Origin of the sequence: Pseudomonas citri (assembly GCF_025336485.1) — a bacterium.
GTDB lineage: Bacteria > Pseudomonadota > Gammaproteobacteria > Pseudomonadales > Pseudomonadaceae > Aquipseudomonas > Aquipseudomonas citri.
In genome coordinates, this window is the sequence record NZ_JAODAB010000015.1 from 128,243 (window position 1) to 147,872 (window position 19,630).

A 19,630-nucleotide genomic window follows, 5' to 3' on the forward strand; every position below is an offset into this window, starting at 1 on the left:
CTGACCGACGGTCGTTCTGGTTTGGATGACCGGTCATGTCGGATTATTTACTGGACGCGAAGGACTTTTCGTCCTTGAGAGAGTACATGAGTTTCCTGAGTGATCTCCCTGGCGCGCTGGCAGAGATCAAGCGCTTTTCAGACGATTTCCAACGCTCGGGTCACGTACTGATGACGCCACCTGATGCGCAGGCGCTGACGCGGGCTGCCATTGCCAATGAAGGGCGTTGGCGGGCGATTACCATGGTCGTTCCGTCACTGAGCACCATGGGCCGTCAATTGGTCGCGCAAACGTCGACGTTTCTCGGAGAGCTTGAACAGGTGGCGCAAGGCGCGACCGGCCCGGCGCGTCGTCAGCCGCTCGGGACTGTCGATCCGCAGCACTTCACACCGATCAACGCTGGATCGCAAGGGACCAATCGTCCGCCCGATGTCCTGTACCTGATCAACAATCTCTGTTTGCGACTGAACCAATGCGCGAAGGTCACTGCGCATTTCAAGTCCTTGATCGTCGAAGTTTCGCAGACGATCCATAGCATTTTCGTGCGCTTCATCGAGTCATTGGCGCTGAGGTTGTGTGTCTGTGATGCGCCTGTCTCAAAGATCGAGGCGTATTACAGCCTGGGGCGCATAGCCTTGCCGAACATGCAGTACGACCCGGCGGGCCAGTATTCCCAGGCACAGCGTCGGGAAAAGGCCAATGAGCATCTGAAGGTGTTGAACGGGCTGTATGCACGCGCCATCTCGGCGGGTAATAACTTTGCCGATTTCTGTCATCGCATGAATTACTTCCTGGTCTGTATGAAGGACGAGCTTCAATCCAATGACCAGCACTGTAGCTTCAGACGCGCCAGAAGTTCGATGGCCCAGTTGGCTTATCCGCTGGAAGAGCTGAGCCAGATGGTTGATGCCCTGATCGCCATGTCAGCCCGGCTCAAGGCATGAAAAAAGCCCGTGACAGACGTCACGGGCTTTCGGGATTACGCGGCCGATGGCTTACACGTAATACGATTTCAGCGGCGGGAAACCGTTGAATTCCACCGCGCTGTAGCTGGTGGTGTAGGCACCGGTCGACAGCCAGTACAGGCGGTCACCGATGGCCAGGTTCAGCGGCAGGCCGTACTTGTAGTTTTCGTACATGATGTCGGCGCTGTCGCAAGTCGGGCCGGCGATGACCACTTCTTCCATCTCGCCTTTCTTCTCGGTCCAGATCGGGAATTTGATGGCTTCGTCCATGGTCTCGATCAGGCCGGAGAACTTGCCCACGTCCGTGTACACCCAACGCTCGACGGCGGTACGGGATTTACGCGCCACCAGCACCACTTCGCTGACCAGGATACCGGCGTTGGCGATCAACGAACGGCCCGGCTCCAGGATGATTTCCGGCAGGTCGTCGCCGAAGTCTTCCTTGAGGAAACGGATGATTTCCTCGGCGTAGGTTTCCAGGCTGTTGGTACGGGTGATGTAGTTGGCCGGGAAGCCGCCGCCCATGTTGATCAGTTTCAGCTCGATGCCGTCTTCTTCTTTAAGACGCTCGAAGATCACCTTGACCTTGGCGATGGCTGCGTCCCAGACGCTGATGTCGCGCTGTTGCGAGCCGACGTGGAACGAGATGCCGTACGGCACCAGGCCCAGGTCGCGGGCCAGGATCAGCAGGTCCATGGCCATGTCGGTCTGGCAGCCGAACTTGCGCGACAGCGGCCAGTCAGCGGTGGTCGAGCCTTCGGTGAGGATGCGTACATAGACTTTCGAACCCGGCGCGGCCTTGGCGATGTTGCGCAGGTCGGCTTCGGAGTCGGTGGCGTACAGGCGCACGCCCTTCTCGTAGAAGTAGCGGATGTCCTTGGATTTCTTGATGGTGTTGCCGTAGCTGATCTGGTCCGGAGTCACGCCGCGGCTCAGGACCTTGTCCAGCTCATAGATCGAGGCGATGTCGAAGTTCGAGCCTTTTTCCTTGAGCAGGTCGATGATTTCCACTGCCGGGTTGGCCTTGACGGCGTAGTACACCTTGGCGAATTCGAACCCGGCGCGCAGGTCGTCGTAGGCCTGGGCGATCATCGCGGTGTCGATCACCACGAACGGGGTTTCCTGCTTGTCGGCGAACGCTTTCATTTTCTGGAAAGTTTCGCGCGCGAAATAATCTTCGACCTGGATCGACATACGTTGGGACTCCTACTGGGCAAACATCAGGATCAATGGGTGTAAGGGGCGGTTAGCCCTCGTGAACGTCCTCCGTATCCCCACTTTGGTTCGCCTACTTCCCAAGGCATTGCCGCCGAAAGCAAAAAGGCCATCCAGGTCGTTTGAGAGCTACTGCGCTTGGCAATACTGCGTTGGGAAGAGGCTCGGAATGCTCATTTACAATCAGTAAACTCCGCTTCCTCGCCTCCTCCCGCCTTGTCTTGCCTGCGCTCGCTACGCTCTCAAACGACCTGAAATAGGATGCCCTTGGCCTTGCTGTCTCGTCGTCAGTACTTGAGCCGGATGGATCGTTTCCAGCATGGACGTTCGGCGCGAACTTTAGGGCGTGAGGGGCCTGAGATCAACTAAAAATGTCGCGTTTTTGCACACATCCGTCGTGCGGCCCGCGACGGCTCATGATGTAACCGACCTGTGTGACGGATTGATGTTCCTTCGGATCGATCGTTGCGGATCGCCCGGGCCGTTCCCGCAGTGCTCGGACGCGACGAATCACCTCGGCACCGGTGGTCCATGGACGGTGTTTCAAGCTATACTCCCGGCCCTTTTTTTATCACCTGCCAGGCGATTTCCCATGACCAAACAGGCCGCCGAAGTCGCGAAACGCCGCACTTTCGCCATTATTTCCCACCCCGATGCCGGTAAGACCACCATCACCGAAAAGCTGTTGCTGATGGGCAAGGCGATTGCGGTCGCTGGCACGGTGAAATCCCGCAAGTCCGACCGCCATGCCACTTCCGACTGGATGGAGATGGAAAAGCAGCGGGGTATTTCCATTACCACGTCGGTCATGCAGTTCCCGTATCGCGAGCACATGATCAACCTGCTCGACACTCCGGGCCACGAAGACTTCTCCGAAGACACCTATCGCACCCTGACCGCGGTGGACTCGGCGTTGATGGTCCTCGACGGTGGTAAAGGCGTTGAGCCACGGACTATCGCCCTGATGGACGTCTGCCGCCTGCGCGATACGCCGATCGTCAGCTTCATCAACAAACTCGACCGCGACATCCGCGACCCGATCGAACTGCTCGACGAGATCGAAGCCGTCCTGAAGATAAAGGCCGCGCCGATCACCTGGCCGATTGGTTGCTACCGTGACTTCAAGGGCGTGTACCACCTGGCGGGCGACTACATCATCGTCTACACCGCCGGCCATGGTCATGAGCGCACCGAAACCAGGATCATCGAACGGCTGGACTCCGACGAGGCGCGCGCGCACCTGGGCGACGAGTACGAGCGTTTCATCGAGCAACTGGAGCTGGTGCAGGGTGCCTGCCACGAGTTCGACCAGCAGGCCTTCATCGACGGTCAGATGACCCCGGTGTTCTTCGGTACCGCGTTAGGCAACTTCGGGGTCGACCATGTGCTCGACGCCGTGGTCGACTGGGCCCCACGCCCATTGGCCCGGGTCGCCAACGAGCGCACCGTGGAGCCGGTGGAAGAGAAGTTCTCGGGCTTCATCTTCAAGATCCAGGCGAACATGGACCCCAAGCACCGCGACCGCATCGCCTTCATGCGCATCTGCTCGGGCAAATACGAAAAAGGCATGAAGATGCGCCACGTGCGCACCGGCAAGGACGTGCGCATCGGCGACGCCCTGACCTTCTTCTCCTCGGAACGTGAGCAACTGGAAGAGGCCTTTGCCGGTGACATCATCGGCCTGCACAACCACGGCACCATCCAGATCGGCGACACCTTCACCGAAGGCGAAGCGCTGGGCTTCACCGGCATCCCGCACTTCGCCCCGGAACTGTTCCGTCGTGTGCGCCTGAAAGATCCGCTCAAGTCCAAGCAACTGCGCCAGGGCTTGCAACAGTTGGCCGAAGAAGGCGCCACCCAGGTGTTCTTCCCGGAGCGCAGCAACGACATCATCCTCGGCGCCGTCGGGGTGCTGCAGTTCGATGTGGTCGCCAGCCGCTTGAAAGAGGAATACAAAGTCGAATGCTCCTATGAGCCGATCACCGTGTACTCGGCCCGTTGGATCGAATGCGGCGACAAGAAGAAGCTCGAGGAATTCTCCAACAAGGCCGTGGAGAACCTCGCGCTGGACGGCGGCGGTCACCTGACCTACCTGGCCCCGACCCGGGTCAACCTGGCGCTGATGGAAGAGCGCTGGCCCGATGTGAAGTTCCGCGCGACCCGTGAGCATCACTAAGCGTCGAGCGTTAGAACTGAAAACCCCGCGCCGAAAGCCGCGGGGTTTTTTATGCCTTGTCCATGGAATGGACCGCCGTCATCGCGGGCAAGCCTTGCTCCCACAGGGGACTCCGGGTGTTAGTCGTTTTGGAAATAACCTTTATTCGAAACCAATCTGTCCGCCCTGGGCAATTCTGTCGGTCCCACAGCGTCCTAATCTGGTGAGCCGGCCTGTTCAGAACTAGATTTTACTGAGCGCCATCAGGCCCCAGGCTTTATCTGGAACACAGAAGGAATCGGCTATGAACACCTTTCTACGCATGCTGTTGTTGATAAAACTGCTGGTGATGCTATCGCTCGGCTCATCCATGGCGTGGGCGCAATGCACTGGGCAGGAGGAGCACGCATCGAGTGGGCAAGTGATGCAGGGCGAATTGATGCTGGCGGCAGCGGATACGGATTCGGACGAACAGGATGACACCGACTCGCATCCAGACGAACCGGACGATGACGGTGCGCCGCCTGACGAGGAAGAAGAAGGCGATAGCCAGACGTAGACTTCAAGCAAAGAAAAACCCCTCCAGCCGCCACTGAAATATCAGCGTGGGCTGGAGGGGTTTTCCTTTCTTGACGCTATCCCTGTGGTGAGGGAGCTTTTCTGCCTTAAGTGCTTTGCAGCCTTTTAGCCTTATGCCGCACCGTCGAGGAACTGCTCGGCGTAGTGGCACGCTACCAGTCGATTATCGAGCGGGCGAAGCGCCGGCTCTTCGCTCTTGCAACGCTCGGTGGCGTACGGGCAACGCTTGTGGAAGGCGCAGCCGGGCGGTGGGTTGAGTGGGTTAGGCAGTTCGCCGACGATCTTGATCTTCGGCTTGTTCGGGTCCGGGTGGATGGTCGGGGTGGCCGACAGCAGCGCCTGGGTGTACGGGTGCAGCGGGCGGCTGTAGATCGACTCGTTGGGGCCCATTTCCACCGGGCGGCCGAGGTACATCACCATCACGTCGTCGGCGACGTGTTGCACCACCGCCAGGTTGTGGGAAATGAACACGTAGGCGGTGTTGAACTCCTGCTGCAGATCCATGAACAGGTTCAGCACCTGGGCCTGGATCGACACGTCCAGCGCCGAGGTCGGTTCGTCCGCCACCAGCACCTTGGGTTGCAGCATCATGGCGCGGGCCAGGGCGATGCGCTGGCGCTGGCCGCCGGAGAACATGTGCGGGTAGCGCTGGTAATGCTCGGGGCGCAGGCCCACCTGCTTCATCATCGCCTGGACTTTTTCCCGCCGCTCGGTGGCCGACAGGCTGGTGTTGATCAGCAACGGCTCGGCCAGTTGATCACCGATCTTCTGCCGCGGGTTGAGGGACGCGTACGGGCTCTGAAAGACCATCTGCACGTCTTTGCGCAGTTGCTTGCGTTCGGCCTTGTTGGCCCCGGCGACTTCCTGGCCGGCGATTTTCAACGAGCCCGAGGACGGCTCCTCGATCAGGGTCAGGGCCCGGGCGAGGGTGGATTTGCCGCAACCGGATTCGCCCACCACGGCCAGGGTCTTGCCGGCTTCGAGTTCGAACGACACACCGTTGAGCGCGCGCACGGTCGCATGGCCTTTGAACATGCCACGGGACACTTCGTAATGACGGGTCAGGTCACGGGCGGTAAGTACGACGGCCATCACGCCACCTCCTGGTTCAACGGGTAGAAGCAGCGGGCGAGGCTGTTGGTTTTCGGGTCGAGGGCCGGGCGTTGCTGGCGGCAGTTATCTTGTACGTACGGGCAGCGTGGCGACAGCAGGCAGCCCTGTGGACGGTCGTAGCGACCGGGGACGATACCCGGCAAGGTCGCCAGGCGCTCGGCGCCCATGCTGTGTTCTGGAATTGCCGCCAGCAGCGCTTCGCTGTAAGGGTGGGCCGGAATGTCGAACAACTCGGGCACCTTGCCCACTTCCACCGCTTGGCCGGCATACATCACACAGACGCGTTGGGCGGTTTCGGCCACCACGGCGAGGTCGTGAGTGATCAGCACCAGGCCCATCTCGTGCTCTTTTTGCAGGGCCAGCAGCAGGTCCATGATCTGCGCCTGGATGGTCACGTCCAGGGCGGTGGTCGGTTCGTCGGCGATCAGCAGTTTCGGCTCGCCGGCAATCGCCATGGCAATCGCCACGCGCTGGCTCATGCCGCCGGACAGTTGATGCGGGTAGGCGTCCATGCGGCTGGCGGCGCCGGGGATCTCGACTTTTTCCAGCAGTTCGATGGCGCGCTTGCGGGCGGCTTTGCCGGACATCTTCAGGTGCAGGCGCAGCACTTCTTCGATCTGGAAACCCACCGTGTAGCTGGGGTTGAGCGCGGTCATCGGGTCCTGGAACACCATCGCCAAGTCCTTGCCGACGATCTGCCGACGCTGGCGGGCGCTCAGCTTGAGCATGTTCTTGCCGTCGAAGTTCAGCGCGTCGGCGGTGACGATGCCGGGCTGCTCGATCAGGCCCATCAGCGCCATCATGGTCACGGATTTACCCGAGCCCGATTCGCCGACGATGGCCAGCACTTCGCCTTTTTCCACACTCAGGTCCAGGCCGTCGACCACCGGCACGGCGTTGGCGTCGCCGAAGCGGACGTTGAGATTCTTGATTTCTAGCAGTGACATGGGAATCTCCTCAGGCGGCATTCTTGAGTTTCGGGTCCAGCGCATCGCGCAGCCCGTCGCCCATCAGGTTGATTGCTAGCACGCTGAGCAAAATGGTCAGGCCGGGCAGGCTCACTACCCACCAGGCGCGTTCGATGTAGTCGCGGGCCGAGGCCAGCATGGTGCCCCACTCCGGCGTTGGCGGTTGCACGCCCAGGCCGAGGAAGCCCAGGGCGGCGGCGTCGAGGATCGCCGAGGAGAAGCTCAAGGTCGCCTGTACGATCAGCGGCGCCATGCAGTTGGGCAGCACGGTGATGAACATCAGGCGCGGCAGGCCGGCACCGGCCAGGCGGGCGGCGGTCACGTAGTCGCGGTTCAGTTCGCCCATCACGGCGGCGCGGGTCAGGCGCACGTAGGACGGCAGCGACACGATGGCGATGGCGATCACGGTGTTGATCAGGCCTGGGCCGAGGATGGCGACGATCGCCACGGCCAGCAGTAGCGAAGGCAGGGCCAGCATGATGTCCATCAGGCGCATGATGGTGGGGCCGAGCAGGCGCGGGAAGAACCCGGCGAACAGACCCAGCAGGATGCCCGGGATCAGCGACATCACCACCGACGACAAGCCGATCAGCAGCGACAGGCGCGAACCCTGGATCAGCCGCGAGAGCAGGTCGCGGCCCAGTTCGTCGGTGCCCAGCAGGAACTGGATCTGCCCACCTTCCAGCCACGCCGGTGGCGTCAGCAGGAAGTCGCGGTATTGCTCGCTCGGGTCGTGAGGGGCGACCCACGGCGCGAAGATCGCGCAGAACACCACCAGAAGCATGAACAGCAGTCCGGCCACGGCGCCCTTGTTGCGGGAAAACGCTTGCCAGAATTCTTTGTACGGGGACGGGTACAGCAGGCTTTGATCGACTGCTACCGAAGACGTTGGAGTACTCATGGATTCGATCTCAGCGCTGGTGACGGATGCGTGGGTTGGCAAAGCCGTAGAGGATGTCCACGACGAAGTTGACCAGAATCACCAGGCAGGCGATTAACAGGATGCCGTTCTGCACCACGGGATAGTCCCGGGCGCCGATGGCTTCGATCAGCCACTTGCCGATGCCCGGCCAGGAGAAGATCGTTTCGGTCAGCACCGCGCCGGCCAGCAGGGTGCCAACTTGCAGGCCGACCACGGTCAGCACCGGGATCAGCGCGTTGCGCAGGCCGTGCACGAACACTACCCGGGTCGGCGAAAGGCCCTTGGCCTTGGCGGTGCGGATGTAGTCTTCGCGCAGCACTTCGAGCATCGAGGAGCGGGTCATGCGGGCGATCACCGCCAGCGGGATGGTGCCCAGCACGATGGCCGGCAGGATCAGGTGGTGCAGCGCATCGAGGAATGCGCCCGGCTCATCGGACAGCAGGGTGTCGATCAGCATGAAGCCGGTTTTCGGCTCGATGTCGTAAAGCAGGTCGAGCCGCCCCGACACCGGAGTCCAGCCCAGGGACACCGAGAAAAACATGATCAGGATCAGGCCCCACCAGAAGATCGGCATCGAATAACCGGCAAGGGAGATGCCCATCACCCCATGGTCGAACAGGGACCCGCGCTTGAGTGCCGCGATCACCCCGGCCAACAGGCCCAGGACGCCGGCGAACAACAGGGCGGCCATGGACAGTTCCAGGGTCGCGGGAAACAGGGAGCTGAATTCGGTCCATACACTTTCACGGGTACGCAGCGATTCGCCGAGATCGCCGTGGGCCAGTTTGCCGACGTAGTCCAGGTACTGGGCATACAACGGTTTATTCAGGCCAAGGCGTTCCATTGCCTGAGCATGCATTTCGGGATCGACCCGACGTTCGCCCATCATCACTTCCACGGGGTCGCCGGGGATCATGCGAATCAACGCGAAGGTCAGCAAGGTGATGCCGAAGAACGTGGGGATCAACAATCCCAGTCGGCGGGCAATAAAACTAAACATCTTCAGGTGTACCTCATCAGCCGGTTAGGCGTGCCCGGCGCCGCTTGGGTAAGCGGTGCCGGGCGTTTTCTTATCTACTTCACCTGGGTGGTGGCGAAGTTGTTGGTGGTCAGCGGGCTAATCACATAGCCCTCTACGTTGTTGCGCATTGCCGTGAACATGCGGGTGTGGGCCATGCTGATCCAGGGTTGGTCCTGGTTGAAAATCACCTGGGCCTGTTCATAGAGCTTGCTGCGCTCCTCGGGGTTCACTGTGGCGCGGGCCTGGTCGAGCAGCGCCTGGAACTTGTCGTTGCACCACCGCGCGTAGTTTTCGCCGTTCTTGGCGGCCTCGCAACTGAGCATAGGCGTCAGGAAGTTGTCCGGGTCGCCGTTATCGCCCGCCCATCCGGCGGAGACCATGTCGTGCTCGCCGTTTTTCGCGCGCTTGAGCATTTCGCCCCATTCCATCACGCGGATGTCGACCTTGATTCCGACTTTCGCCAGGTCGGCCTGCATCATCTGCGCGCCGAGCATCGGGTTGGGGTTGGTCGGGCCACCGCCGTTGCGGGTGAACAGGGTGAACACGGTGCCTTCCGGCACGCCGGCTTCCTTGAGCAACTGGCGGGCCTTGTCCAGGTCGCGGGCCGGGTTCTTCAGGTCGTGGTTGAAGCCCAGTAGCGTTGGCGGGTAAGGATTGACCGCCACGGTGGCGTTGCCCTTGCCGAACAGCGCGTTGACGTAGGCCTCCTTGTCGAAGGCCAGGTCGATGGCTTTGCGCACCCGCACGTCGCTCATGTACTTATGACTGGTGTTCAGGGCTGTGTAGGAAACCGTCATCGCGTCCAGCTCGGTGACCTTCAGGTTCGGGTCTTTCTTGATGCTCGGGATGTCGTCGGGTTTGGGGTACAGCGCGACCTGGCACTCGTTGGTCTTGAGTTTCTGCATGCGCACGTTGTTGTCGATGGCGATGGCCAGTACCAGCGAATCGGCCGGCGGCTTGCCACGGAAGTAGTCCGGGTTGGCCTTGAAGCGCACCTGGGCATCCTTGTTGTAGCGCTGGAAGACGAACGGCCCGGTGCCCACCGGCTTGCTGTTGAGGTCGCCGGCTTTGCCGGCCTTGAGCAACTGGTCGGCGTATTCGGCAGGGTAGATCGAGGAGAAGGCCATGGCGATGTCGGCCAGGAACGGCGCCTCGCGGCGGGTCAGGGTGAACTTGACCGTGTGCTCGTCGACTTTCTCGACGCTCTTGAGCAATTCCTTGAAGCCCATGCTTTCAAAGTACGGGAAGCCCACGCTCGACAGTTTGTGCCACGGGTGGTTCGGGTCCAACTGGCGCTGGAAGCTCCAGACCACGTCATCGGCGTTCATGTCACGGGTCGGCTTGAAGTAGTCGGTAGTGTGGAACTTGACGCCCTTGCGCAGGTGGAAGGTGTACGTCAGGCCATCGTCACTGATGTCCCAGGATTCGGCGAGGGCCGGAATCACCTCGGTGGTGCCGGGCTTGAAGTCGGCCAGGCGATTGAAAATGGTTTCCGCCGCGGCGTCGGCGGTGACTGCAGTCGTGTACTGGACTATGTCGAAGCCTTCCGGGCTGGCTTCTGTGCAAACCACCAGGGGCTTGGCCGTGGCGCCAACGGCGACACTCAGCAACGCGGCGGCGATGGCGGCGCGTAGGGGGAGCATGTTCATCGTCAATCCTCTGCAATCGGGTCAATGGCAAAAGACCGGGCGGGCGACCTTGTGAGTCGACCGCCTGGTGGGAGTTTAGAGAATGTTGAACGGGATGGTGGTGACCAGGCGGAATTCGTTGAGGTTGCCGTCGGCCTGGTTTTCGCTGGCGCGGTGAGCGGTGTAGGTCGCCCGGATCGCGGTGGCCTTCAGTGGCCCGCTCTGCACGGCATAGGACGCGCCAATGCCGTATTCGTAGTGATGTTCACCGTCCATCGCCCTTACGTCGCTGTAGCCAGTGCTGTTGTAGTGAGTACCGTCGATGCCCCAGCCGCGAGCCTGGTAGATGTTGAACTTCAGGCCCGGCACGCCGTACTCGGCCATGTTCAGGCCATAGGCGATCTGGAAGGATTTCTCGTTCGGTCCGTTGAAGTCCGACAGCAGAGAGTTGGCCAGGTAGATGCCGTTGGTTTCGTGCAGGTAGTCAAAGTACTCGTTGCCGTTCACTTCCTGATAGGAGAAGGTCAGGCTGTGGGCTTGGTGAGTCAGGCCCAGCGACAGGGAGTAGGTGTCGTTGTCGATCTCGCCCAGCTTGCTTTTGCCCGAGTCCACGGTCTTGTAGTAGTTCAGGCCCGTGGTCAGGCTCAGCACCGAACTGTCGCCCAACTCGTGGGTGGCACCGAAGTAGTACTGGTTCCACAGGTCCTCGGCTTCGGTTGCCCACAGGCTGGTCTTCAGGCTGGCCAGGGGCTGGTAGGTGATACCGGCGGTGTTGACGTGATCGGTTTCAACGCTGCTGTCACCGTATTCGGAGCGGAACTTGCGCACACTCTCTTCGGTACGTGGCGAGTTGCGATCGAACGTGGCGATATCGAAGCCCAGGTTCTCGAACTCTTCACTGTGCAGGCTCACACCCTGGAAGCTGGAGGGCAGGGCACGGTTACCGATGACGTCGACCATCGGGCTGCTGAAGTTCTGGCGGCCGGCGGTCAGGGTGGTGTTGGAGACGCGGGCCTTGACGTTGGCCAGGCCCAGTTTGCTCCACTGGCCGACGGCGTCGCCGCCTTCGTGGGTCAGGGTGCGGTTGTTACCAGCGCCGGGACGGGTGGTCGGCGCCCCGCCGTTGTTGGAGGCGAGATCCTTACGGTCACGGTCCAGGGCGATGGCGTTGTAGGCGGCCACTTCGGTACTGAAACCGACGGTGCCCTCAGTGAAGCCGGAGTTGTACTTGATGATGGTGCCCTGCACCCAGTTGATGCGGCGGTCGGTTTCGCGGGCCTCACCGTTCTTGCGGTAGGTGAGTTTCGCACCGCGCTTGAACTGTTCGTTGGCGTACCAGTTGCGGGTCGAACCGCTCACCGATTGGCCCTCGATGAAGCCTTTGGCTTCGCTTTGCTCGCTGGTGGTCTTGAGGGTCACCGGGGTGACGGCCTGGCTCTGGGACTCTGCAAAGGCCGTCGCGCTGATGCTGCTGATGGCCAGGGTCAGTATCGCGGTGCTGCTCAATTTCATGGGTAACGCTCCTTTTTCTTTCTTTTTTATGCCGTTCTTTTTTGGGTGATACGGCTATCGGTTTACAACTCATTTACAGCTTGCAAACGTTTGCCTTGTGCCTTATCGGCGAATTCAGGCAAAACGCCTGCGTGAGGACTCCACAGGAGTCCTCGCTGCGTGGCTAAACGGTTATGGGTTCAGGCTGACGCCCGAGAACACGTTGCGACCGAAGGGGCTGACCTTGAACCCTTCGACTTTGGCACTCAGCGGCTGGTTGACCGTCGAGTGGGCAACAGGGGTGATCGGCACTTGCTGCTTGAGCAACTGCTGGGCTTGTTTGTAGAGCGCGGTGCGCTGGTCGCGGTCGGTGACGACCTTGGCCTGCTTGATCAGCTTGTCGTAATTCTGGTCACACCACATGGAGTAGTTGTTGCCGCCAATGGCGTCGCAGCTGTACAGCGTGCCCAGCCAGTTGTCCGGGTCGCCGTTGTCGCCGGTCCAGCCGATCAGGCTGATGTCATGCTCACCATTTTTGGTGCGCTTGATGTACTCGCCCCACTCGTAGCTGACGATCTTCACTTTCAGGCCGATCTTCGCCCAGTCGGCCTGGAGCATTTCGGCCATCAGCTTGGCGTTGGGATTGTACGGGCGTTGCACGGGCATGGCCCAGAGGGTGATTTCGGTGCCTTCCTTGACCCCGGCAGCCTTGAGCAACTCCTTGGCTTTTTCCGGGTTGTAGGGCGTGTCCTTGATGGTGTCGTCGTAGGACCACTGGGTCGGCGGCATGGCGTTGACCGCCAACTGCCCCGCGCCCTGGTACACGGCGTTGAGAATGCCTTGCTTGTTCACCGCCATGTCCAGCGCACGACGCACTTCGACCTGGTCGAACGGTTTGTGGCGGGTGTTGTAGGCGATGTAGCCGAGGTTGAAACCGGGCTTCTCGATCAGTTGCAGCTTGGTGTCGCTTTTCAAGGCCGGCACATCGGCAGGGCGTGGATGCAGGGTGACCTGGCACTCGTTGGCCTTGAGCTTCTGCACCCGCACCGAAGCGTCGGTGTTGATGGAGAAGATCAGGTTGTTCAGCTTGACCCGTTCCGGCGCCCAGTACTGCTTGTTGGCGACGTAGCGGATGTTGGAGTCTTTCTGGTAGCTCTTGAACTCGAACGGCCCGGTGCCGATCGGCTTCTGGTTGATGTCGCTCGGCTTGCCGTTCTTGAGCAACTGCTCGGCGTATTCGGCCGACAGGATCGCGGCAAAACTCATGGCGATGTTCTGGATGAACGCGGCGTCCACCTTGTTAAGGGTCATGACCACCGTCAGCGGGTCGGTCTTCTCCACCTTGGCGATGTTCTTGTTCAGGCTCATGCCGTTGAAGTACGGGAACTCGGTGGGGTAGGCCTTGCGGAACGGATGCTGCGGATCGAGCATGCGGTTGAAGGTGAACAGCACGTCGTCGGCGTTGAAGTCCCGGGTCGGGGTGAAGTAGTCGGTGGTATGAAACTTCACGCCTTCGCGTAGGTGAAAGGTGTACGTCAAGCCATCTTCGGAAATGTCCCACTTGGTCGCCAGTCCCGGGACGACATTGGTCGCGCCTTTTTCGAACTCGGCCAGCCGGTTATACAGCGGCTCGGCGGCGTCGTTGTCGGTGGCCGTGGTGTACTGCGCGGTGTCGAAACCGGCCGGGCTGCCTTCGGAACAGAACACCAGGCTGCCGGCGGCGGCCTGGGCCATGGACGTCGCGGCCAACAGGCCGGTGCCCAGCAAAGCGGAAAAAACCAAAGTATGGCGCATGACGCTCCCTCTCTCGTTCGGGGTGTTTTTAACAGTGAACCACTGTCCGTCCAGGGACAGTCCGGAGCACTGGGCTCATTCCATTGCGTAGCGATGCCGCAGGGCAGGCAAGCCGTCCAGGTCCCGACGGTATGGGCCGTGGACCAAGCGGTAAATGCGTAATGCCTGAAAGACTTGTGGGAAAAGGCGATACGTCCTAAACCCACTGCTGTGGTACGCAGTGCTTTGGGATGTAGGTGATTTCCTGGAGTCTTGGCTTAAAGCAACGATGTGGCGAGGAAGCAAGCTCCCTCGCCACAGGTCACCTTATTTGCTGACGCTGACGCCGTAGAAGGAGTTCAAGCCGAATGGGCTGATCTTGAAGTCCTGCACGTTGGCGCGCATGGGTTGATACACCGTCGAGTGAGCGATAGGTGTCATGGGCACGGCATCCTTGAGGACGTGTTGTGCCTGTTTGTACAGTTCGGTGCGCTTGGACTGGTCGGTGGTGCGCTTGGCTTCCTTGACCAGACCGTCGAACTTCTTGTCACACCATTTGGAGAAGTTGTTGCCGGCCAGCGAGTCGCAGCCGAACAGCACGTTGAGCCAGTTGTCCGGGTCACCGTTGTCACCGCTCCAGCCGATGATCATCGCCTGGTTCTCGCCACCTTTGGAACGCTTGATGTACTCGCCCCACTCGTAGCTGACGATGTTCACGTTCAGGCCGATCTTCTTCCAGTCGGATTGCAGCATCTCGGCCATCAGCTTGGCGTTCGGGTTGTACGGACGCTGCACCGGCATCGCCCACAGGGTGATGTTGGTGCCTTCCTTGACGCCGGCGTCCTTGAGCAGCGCCTTGGCTTTCTCAGGATCGTACTTGGCGTCCTTGATGGTGGTGTCGTAGGACCATTGGGTCGGCGGCATGGCGTTGACAGCCAACTGGCCGGCGCCCTGGTATACCGAGTCGATGATCTGCGGCTTGTTGACCGCCATGTCCAGCGCCTGGCGGACTTTCAGGTCAGCCAGCACGTTCGGCTCGTTGCTGCCCTTGATCTTGTCCATCACGTTGTAGGCGATGTAGCCCAGGTTGAAGCCGGCCTGATCAGGCATCTTCAGGTCCTTGTCTTCCTTCAGCGCCTTGAGGTCTGCAGGACGAGGGAAGAGGGTGACCTGGCATTCGTTTTTCTTCAGCTTCTGGATACGCACCGACGGGTCGGTGGTGATGGCGAAGATCAGGTTGTCGATCTTCACATCTTCAGGCTTCCAGTAGTCCTTGTTGCCGGTGTACCGGATGTTGGAGTCTTTCTGGTAGCTCTTGAACACGAACGGGCCGGTGCCGACCGGTTTCTGGTTGATGTCGGGGGCCTTGCCTTCCTTGAGCAACTGCGCGGCGTACTCGGCGGACTGGATCGAGGCGAAGCTCATGGCCATGTTCTGGATGAACGCGGCGTCGACATCCTTGAGGGTGAACTTGACGGTGTGGTCGTCGACTTTCTCGACCTTGGTGATGTTGGTGTCCATCCCCATGTCGGTGAAGTACGGGAATTCGGTTGGGTAGGCCTTACGGAACGGGTCATCCTTGCTGATCATTCGGTTGAAGGTGAACAGCACGTCGTCGGCGTTGAATTCGCGGGTTGGCTTGAAGTACGGGGTGGTGTGGAACTTGACGCCTTCGCGCAGATGGAAGGTGTAGCTCAGGCCGTCGGGGGAAATGTCCCACTTGGTCGCCAGGCCCGGAATCACAGCGGTGCCGCCGCGTTCGAACTGGGTCAGACGGTTGAAGATGGTTTCTGCAGAGGCGTCGAAGTCGGTTCCGGTGGTGTACTGACCCGGGTCAAAACCGGCCGGGCTCCCTTCGGAGCAGAACACCAGGTTAGTCGCAGCGGAAGCGAAGGGTGCGCTGGCCAGTAAGCCTGCGCCGACTAAAAACGGAATGACCGCGTGTTTAAGCATGTTGGCCTCATGATTTGTTGTCATTTTTGGATTGAGGGCGACCTCGTGAGTCGTCCTGCGGATACTTATGCAGGCCCCATACCCAATGCAAGATCCAGAGCGGTCACAAGTCTGAAACAGTGGCACGAACGTACCTTAATGTCGCATCTGTGTAAGTTCTGACGTAGTTGATCGTTTGCGCGTGTTGTTTTGGGGCGAATTACGCGCTTTCGCGGTGCGCGGCGAGGCTTTTGCGCACCGGAAAGGGGCAGGTTCTACTTCTTCAAACCCACGCCGTAGAAGGGTGTGAGGCCGAACGGGCTGAGCTTGAAGTCCACCACTTGCCTGTTTATCGGCTGGAAGACGGTGGAGTTGGCGATCGGCGTGATCGGCACCTGTTGCTTGAGGATTTTCTGCGCTTGGCGGTACAGGTCGACCCGTTGCTGGCGATCGGTGGAAACCTTGGCCTGCTGGATCAACCGGTCGTAGGCTGGGTCGCACCACTTGGCGTAGTTACTGCCCTTGACCGCCGCGCAGCTGTACAGCACGCCCAGCCAGTTGTCCGGGTCGCCGTTGTCGCCGGTCCAGCCGTAGATCATCGCGTCGTGTTCGCCATTCTTGGCGCGCTTGATGTACTCGCCCCATTCATAGCTGACGATATTGGCCTTGATGCCGATTTTCGCCCAATCCTGCTGGATCATCTGCGCCGACATCCGCGCGTTGGGGTTGGAGGCGCGCTGCACCGTCATCGCCCATAAGTCGATGGTTGTACCAGGCGCCACCCCGGCTTCCTTGAGTAGCGCCTTGGCCTTGGTCACGTCGTGGGGGGCGTCCTGGATGGCCGGGTCGAACGACCATTGGGCCGGTGGCAAGGCGTTCTGCGCCAGTTGCCCGGCGCTCTGGTACACCGCCTTGATGATCGCCGGTTTGTCGATGGCCATGTCCAGAGCCTGGCGCACCTTGAGCTGATCCAGGGGCGGATGTGTCACGTTGTAGGCCAGAAAGCCCAGGTTGAAACCGGGCTGCTTGAGCGCTTGCAGGTTCGGGTCCTGCTCGATCACCTCGATGTCGGCGGGGCGTGGATAGCCACTGACCTGGCATTCACCGCGCTTGAGCTTTTGCAGGCGCACGGCGGCGTCCGGGGTGATGGAGAAAATCAGGTTGTCGAGCTTCACGTCCTCGGGTTTCCAGTACGCGGTGTTGGCGGCGTAGCGGATCTGCGAGTCCTTCTGGTAGCGCTTGAACACGAACGGACCGGTGCCGACGGGTTTCTGATTAAGGTCGCCGGCCTTGCCTTCCTTCAACAGCTGCGCGGCGTATTCGGCGGACTGCACGGAGGCGAAGCTCATCGCCAGGTTCTGCACGAAGGCGGCGTCGACGTTGTTCAGGTTGAAGCGCACGGTGTGCTCGTCGACTTTTTCGATGCTTTTGATCGTGGTGTTCAGGCCCATGTCGGTGAAATACGGCGATTCGGTCGGGTAGGCCTGGCGGAACGGGTGTTGCGGGTCAAGCAGGCGCTGGAAAGTGAACAGCACGTCGTCGGCGTTGAAGTCGCGGGTGGGGGTGAAATAGTCGGTGGTATGGAATTTCACACCCTCGCGCAGGTGGAACGTGTAGGCCAGGCCGTTGGCGGAGACATCCCAGCTTTTCGCCAGCCCCGGTTCGACTTCGGTGCCACCGCGCTTGAACTGGGTGAGGCGGTTGAAGACGGTTTCGGCCGAGGCGTCGAAGTCGGTGCCGCTGGTGTATTGGCTGGGGTCGAACCCGGCGGGGCTGGCTTCGGAGCAGTAGACCAGGGTGTTCGCGGCCTGGGCCATGGGAACGCTGCTGATCAGGGCGAGGGTGAGTAGAAGTGGTTTGAAGGTAGTCCGGTCCATGAAATCCCTTGGCGATGGTGACGTTCGCGGCAGGGTACCGTTGCGGGTAGGGAGGGTGGAAATATCGAAAAGTGAGGGGGACCTTGGGTTTGGGTATACCTGTGTGTTGTTTGGCTTTTGACGAGGCGGCGTGACAGCAGGTTCATCGATACTTGCCCTTGAACGGATCAGTGTTCATGGCGCGATTTCCAGGACATGAACTCCGATGGTCGTAACCCGTAGCGCGCTAGAACACCTTCATGCAATCGCCGGAGTTCTTCGACGATCAAGGCTTGGACCTCAAGCTGCTCATTTTCTGAAACCTGCCCTGCTACCGAGCGTTGAATGCAGAGCAGGGGGTCAACCTCTGGGTGAGTAACGACCTCGTGAATGGTCGTTTTGATGAAGTCCCGCCAGGCAAGTCGAAGGGGATCCGGTTCTGCAAGGCCCTGCTTGATTGCCAGGTATTCCTGCGTTGACCGTTCGTAGGCCCAGAGGTAAAGGTCGCGAAGTAACTCTATCCGGGTCATTTCATAGACACCTAAAGTGGCGCGGCTGTAGGCCTGCTCGGGTACATCCAGGAATGTCAGGGGGCACAAGTTAGCGCGAAACAACGGCAGGTTCGCCGCCAACCGGGATGTGCGTTTGTTGATGTCGGCAAACGGCTGTAAGTAGGGCAGCTGTACCATCATGAAGAAGGACTGCTCGAAGGGATCAGTAATTTTATTGGCCTTACTGAGCAGAGCGTCCAGTGCGTTCTCAATCTGCTGTGGCGTTGACAGTGGGCGGTAGGTGCTTTTTCCAATGTCAACGGCGTGCTGACGAATTCGACCTTCGTCCGCTGGGTTTGGAAGTAGGTTTTCGGCCAGGGCGCTGTGTAGGTTCATCAAGGTGTAGCGGTTGAACTCGGCACTTTCGATGTTCTCGACCAGCAGCTCGATTGCCGCCTTATGGTTCAAGATCATCTGTGTTTCGATAGCCGCTTTGCCTCGTGCAGCTTTGCCATGCTCAATGAGCTTTCGTGTGTCTATGCGCGAGTAGGTGTTCCCTTCCAAGTGACTGGATGCCCACGACAAATCAATCAGTAGACGATTTAGAACAGCACGGCTATATGTGCCCGCCGGTTCCACTGCATCAGTGGTTTTACCCATTCTGTGCAGTTGGCGCCGCAAAGACTCGGATAAGTAGCTGGTTTCGTTCGGTTGGTAGGCGTCTAGAAAGTCACGCTGGTAACCCACGGGTTTGCGCGCCTCTGTTGGCTGATTGATGTAGGCGAGTATGTCCCGGCTATCTGCGGACAGTGGAATAAAGGACGGGAAACTATCGGTGCCCGTATCCAATGCGCTGGCGTCAGCCGGGGCAGTTGCGCCGAAATAGCGTCGTGCCCTGCCTTCACCGCTTACTGTGATTTGACCGCTCTCGATCAGCTTTGCAATCAACCGCTGCGCTGTCCTACGAGCAATGTCAGGGTGTCTGACCAGGAGCTCGGTCAGCGTCAATCCGTTCCCGGATGCCTGGATGCTGTTCAGTATTTCAGTGCTTGGAGGCATGGCTGCGTTGGCGCCGTTTAAATGATGTTGGCGCAATTTTGGCGCAGTTTTCAGAACTGCGCCATTTCCGATTGTGAGTGTGGCGCAGTTCCTGGCTATCTGCGCCACGACGAGGGGGCGAGGGGCTTGTTCACGAAGGCGCTCTAGAGGAATTTCAATGACTTCGATATCCACCCCCGTCGCTCAAATGAGGGCGGTAGATTTGACTTTTCACAAGGGTCCAGTTGCTGGCTGTCCACATTCCATAAAACGTGGACAGCACGTCGCGCGCTGTTTTAAGCGATGTCAACGCGATTTTGCGGACTTGGTGGGCAAAGCTTGCTCGCGATGGCGGTCTGATGGTTGACCGGGAACATATCCATTGCTTCGGTAACGGCCACTTATGGGGACTGTCAGATTTTTTGTGTTCGGGCCGGTAGCGGCCTGCCGTCAGGCAGGCCTTGATTTCACCAGGTCGGCCTG

At 59.9% G+C, this 19,630-nt stretch carries 14 protein-coding genes; 3 read left to right on the plus strand and 11 right to left on the minus strand.

All coding sequences use genetic code 11. From position 1 onward, the window contains the following. Positions 1 to 86: 86 nt before the first annotated feature. Positions 87 to 944, plus strand: coding sequence for a hypothetical protein (locus tag N4Q37_RS17450; RefSeq protein WP_260960375.1), 858 nt, complete (start codon positions 87 to 89; stop codon positions 942 to 944). A 51-nt stretch (positions 945 to 995) separates the two neighbouring features. Here N4Q37_RS17450 and N4Q37_RS17455 read toward each other — a convergent pair whose 3' ends face one another. Then, entirely contained in the window at positions 996 to 2,159 is a 1,164-nt protein-coding gene (locus N4Q37_RS17455; RefSeq protein WP_260960376.1) for a type III PLP-dependent enzyme, read from the minus strand. Between the two features lie 613 nt (positions 2,160 to 2,772). On the opposite strand from N4Q37_RS17455, the gene N4Q37_RS17460 reads away from it, so the two are divergent. Then, the gene (locus N4Q37_RS17460; protein ID WP_260960377.1) at positions 2,773 to 4,356 is read left to right on the plus strand and encodes a peptide chain release factor 3; all 1,584 of its coding nucleotides are present in this window, start codon (positions 2,773 to 2,775) and stop codon (positions 4,354 to 4,356) included. 283 nt (positions 4,357 to 4,639) lie between these two features. Next, a complete protein-coding gene (locus N4Q37_RS17465; protein ID WP_260960378.1) occupies positions 4,640 to 4,894 on the plus strand; it encodes a hypothetical protein in 255 nt (84 codons plus the stop codon). Between the two features lie 131 nt (positions 4,895 to 5,025). Here N4Q37_RS17465 and N4Q37_RS17470 read toward each other — a convergent pair whose 3' ends face one another. From N4Q37_RS17470 to N4Q37_RS17515, 10 genes are all read right to left on the minus strand, one after another. Next, positions 5,026 to 6,006 (minus strand): peptide ABC transporter ATP-binding protein, encoded by a 981-nt coding sequence (locus N4Q37_RS17470; RefSeq protein WP_260960379.1) that lies wholly within the window; start codon positions 6,004 to 6,006, stop codon positions 5,026 to 5,028. Continuing rightward, on the minus strand, positions 6,006 to 6,974 hold the full coding sequence (locus N4Q37_RS17475) for an ABC transporter ATP-binding protein (RefSeq protein ID WP_260960380.1): 969 nt from the start codon (positions 6,972 to 6,974) through the stop codon (positions 6,006 to 6,008). Before N4Q37_RS17475 ends, N4Q37_RS17470 begins: the two co-directional genes overlap by 1 nt. Positions 6,975 to 6,984: 10 nt before the next feature. Continuing rightward, entirely contained in the window at positions 6,985 to 7,896 is a 912-nt protein-coding gene (locus tag N4Q37_RS17480; protein WP_260960381.1) for an ABC transporter permease subunit, read from the minus strand. Positions 7,897 to 7,906: 10 nt separating this feature from the next. Continuing rightward, positions 7,907 to 8,917: an ABC transporter permease subunit gene (locus tag N4Q37_RS17485; protein WP_260960382.1), complete on the minus strand. Its 1,011-nt coding sequence runs from the start codon at positions 8,915 to 8,917 to the stop codon at positions 7,907 to 7,909. Between the two features lie 74 nt (positions 8,918 to 8,991). Further along, positions 8,992 to 10,587 (minus strand): ABC transporter substrate-binding protein, encoded by a 1,596-nt coding sequence (locus N4Q37_RS17490; RefSeq protein ID WP_260960383.1) that lies wholly within the window; start codon positions 10,585 to 10,587, stop codon positions 8,992 to 8,994. Between the two features lie 75 nt (positions 10,588 to 10,662). Next, positions 10,663 to 12,078, minus strand: a complete 1,416-nt coding sequence (locus N4Q37_RS17495) for an OprD family porin (RefSeq protein ID WP_260960384.1) — start codon at positions 12,076 to 12,078, stop codon at positions 10,663 to 10,665. A gap of 171 nt (positions 12,079 to 12,249) precedes the next feature. Further along, a complete protein-coding gene (locus N4Q37_RS17500) occupies positions 12,250 to 13,851 on the minus strand; it encodes an ABC transporter substrate-binding protein (protein ID WP_260960385.1) in 1,602 nt (533 codons plus the stop codon). Positions 13,852 to 14,157: 306 nt separating this feature from the next. Further along, entirely contained in the window at positions 14,158 to 15,783 is a 1,626-nt protein-coding gene (locus tag N4Q37_RS17505; RefSeq protein WP_260960394.1) for an ABC transporter substrate-binding protein, read from the minus strand. A gap of 254 nt (positions 15,784 to 16,037) precedes the next feature. After that, positions 16,038 to 17,639, minus strand: coding sequence for an ABC transporter substrate-binding protein (locus tag N4Q37_RS17510; protein ID WP_260960395.1), 1,602 nt, complete (start codon positions 17,637 to 17,639; stop codon positions 16,038 to 16,040). A 167-nt stretch (positions 17,640 to 17,806) separates the two neighbouring features. Then, positions 17,807 to 19,342: a Fic family protein gene (locus N4Q37_RS17515; protein ID WP_260960463.1), complete on the minus strand. Its 1,536-nt coding sequence runs from the start codon at positions 19,340 to 19,342 to the stop codon at positions 17,807 to 17,809. Positions 19,343 to 19,630 lie beyond the last annotated feature (288 nt).

Coding starts and splice junctions, on each gene's coding strand:
- N4Q37_RS17465 (WP_260960378.1), top strand. CDS start 4,640: ATGAACACCTTTCTACGCATGCTGTTGTTGATAAAACTGCTGGTGATG.
- N4Q37_RS17495 (WP_260960384.1), bottom strand. CDS start 12,078: ATGAAATTGAGCAGCACCGCGATACTGACCCTGGCCATCAGCAGCATC.
- N4Q37_RS17480 (WP_260960381.1), bottom strand. CDS start 7,896: ATGAGTACTCCAACGTCTTCGGTAGCAGTCGATCAAAGCCTGCTGTAC.
- N4Q37_RS17485 (WP_260960382.1), bottom strand. CDS start 8,917: ATGTTTAGTTTTATTGCCCGCCGACTGGGATTGTTGATCCCCACGTTC.
- N4Q37_RS17505 (WP_260960394.1), bottom strand. CDS start 15,783: ATGCTTAAACACGCGGTCATTCCGTTTTTAGTCGGCGCAGGCTTACTG.
- N4Q37_RS17475 (WP_260960380.1), bottom strand. CDS start 6,974: ATGTCACTGCTAGAAATCAAGAATCTCAACGTCCGCTTCGGCGACGCC.
- N4Q37_RS17490 (WP_260960383.1), bottom strand. CDS start 10,587: ATGAACATGCTCCCCCTACGCGCCGCCATCGCCGCCGCGTTGCTGAGT.
- N4Q37_RS17460 (WP_260960377.1), top strand. CDS start 2,773: ATGACCAAACAGGCCGCCGAAGTCGCGAAACGCCGCACTTTCGCCATT.
- N4Q37_RS17510 (WP_260960395.1), bottom strand. CDS start 17,639: ATGGACCGGACTACCTTCAAACCACTTCTACTCACCCTCGCCCTGATC.
- N4Q37_RS17455 (WP_260960376.1), bottom strand. CDS start 2,159: ATGTCGATCCAGGTCGAAGATTATTTCGCGCGCGAAACTTTCCAGAAA.
- N4Q37_RS17470 (WP_260960379.1), bottom strand. CDS start 6,006: ATGGCCGTCGTACTTACCGCCCGTGACCTGACCCGTCATTACGAAGTG.
- N4Q37_RS17450 (WP_260960375.1), top strand. CDS start 87: ATGAGTTTCCTGAGTGATCTCCCTGGCGCGCTGGCAGAGATCAAGCGC.
- N4Q37_RS17500 (WP_260960385.1), bottom strand. CDS start 13,851: ATGCGCCATACTTTGGTTTTTTCCGCTTTGCTGGGCACCGGCCTGTTG.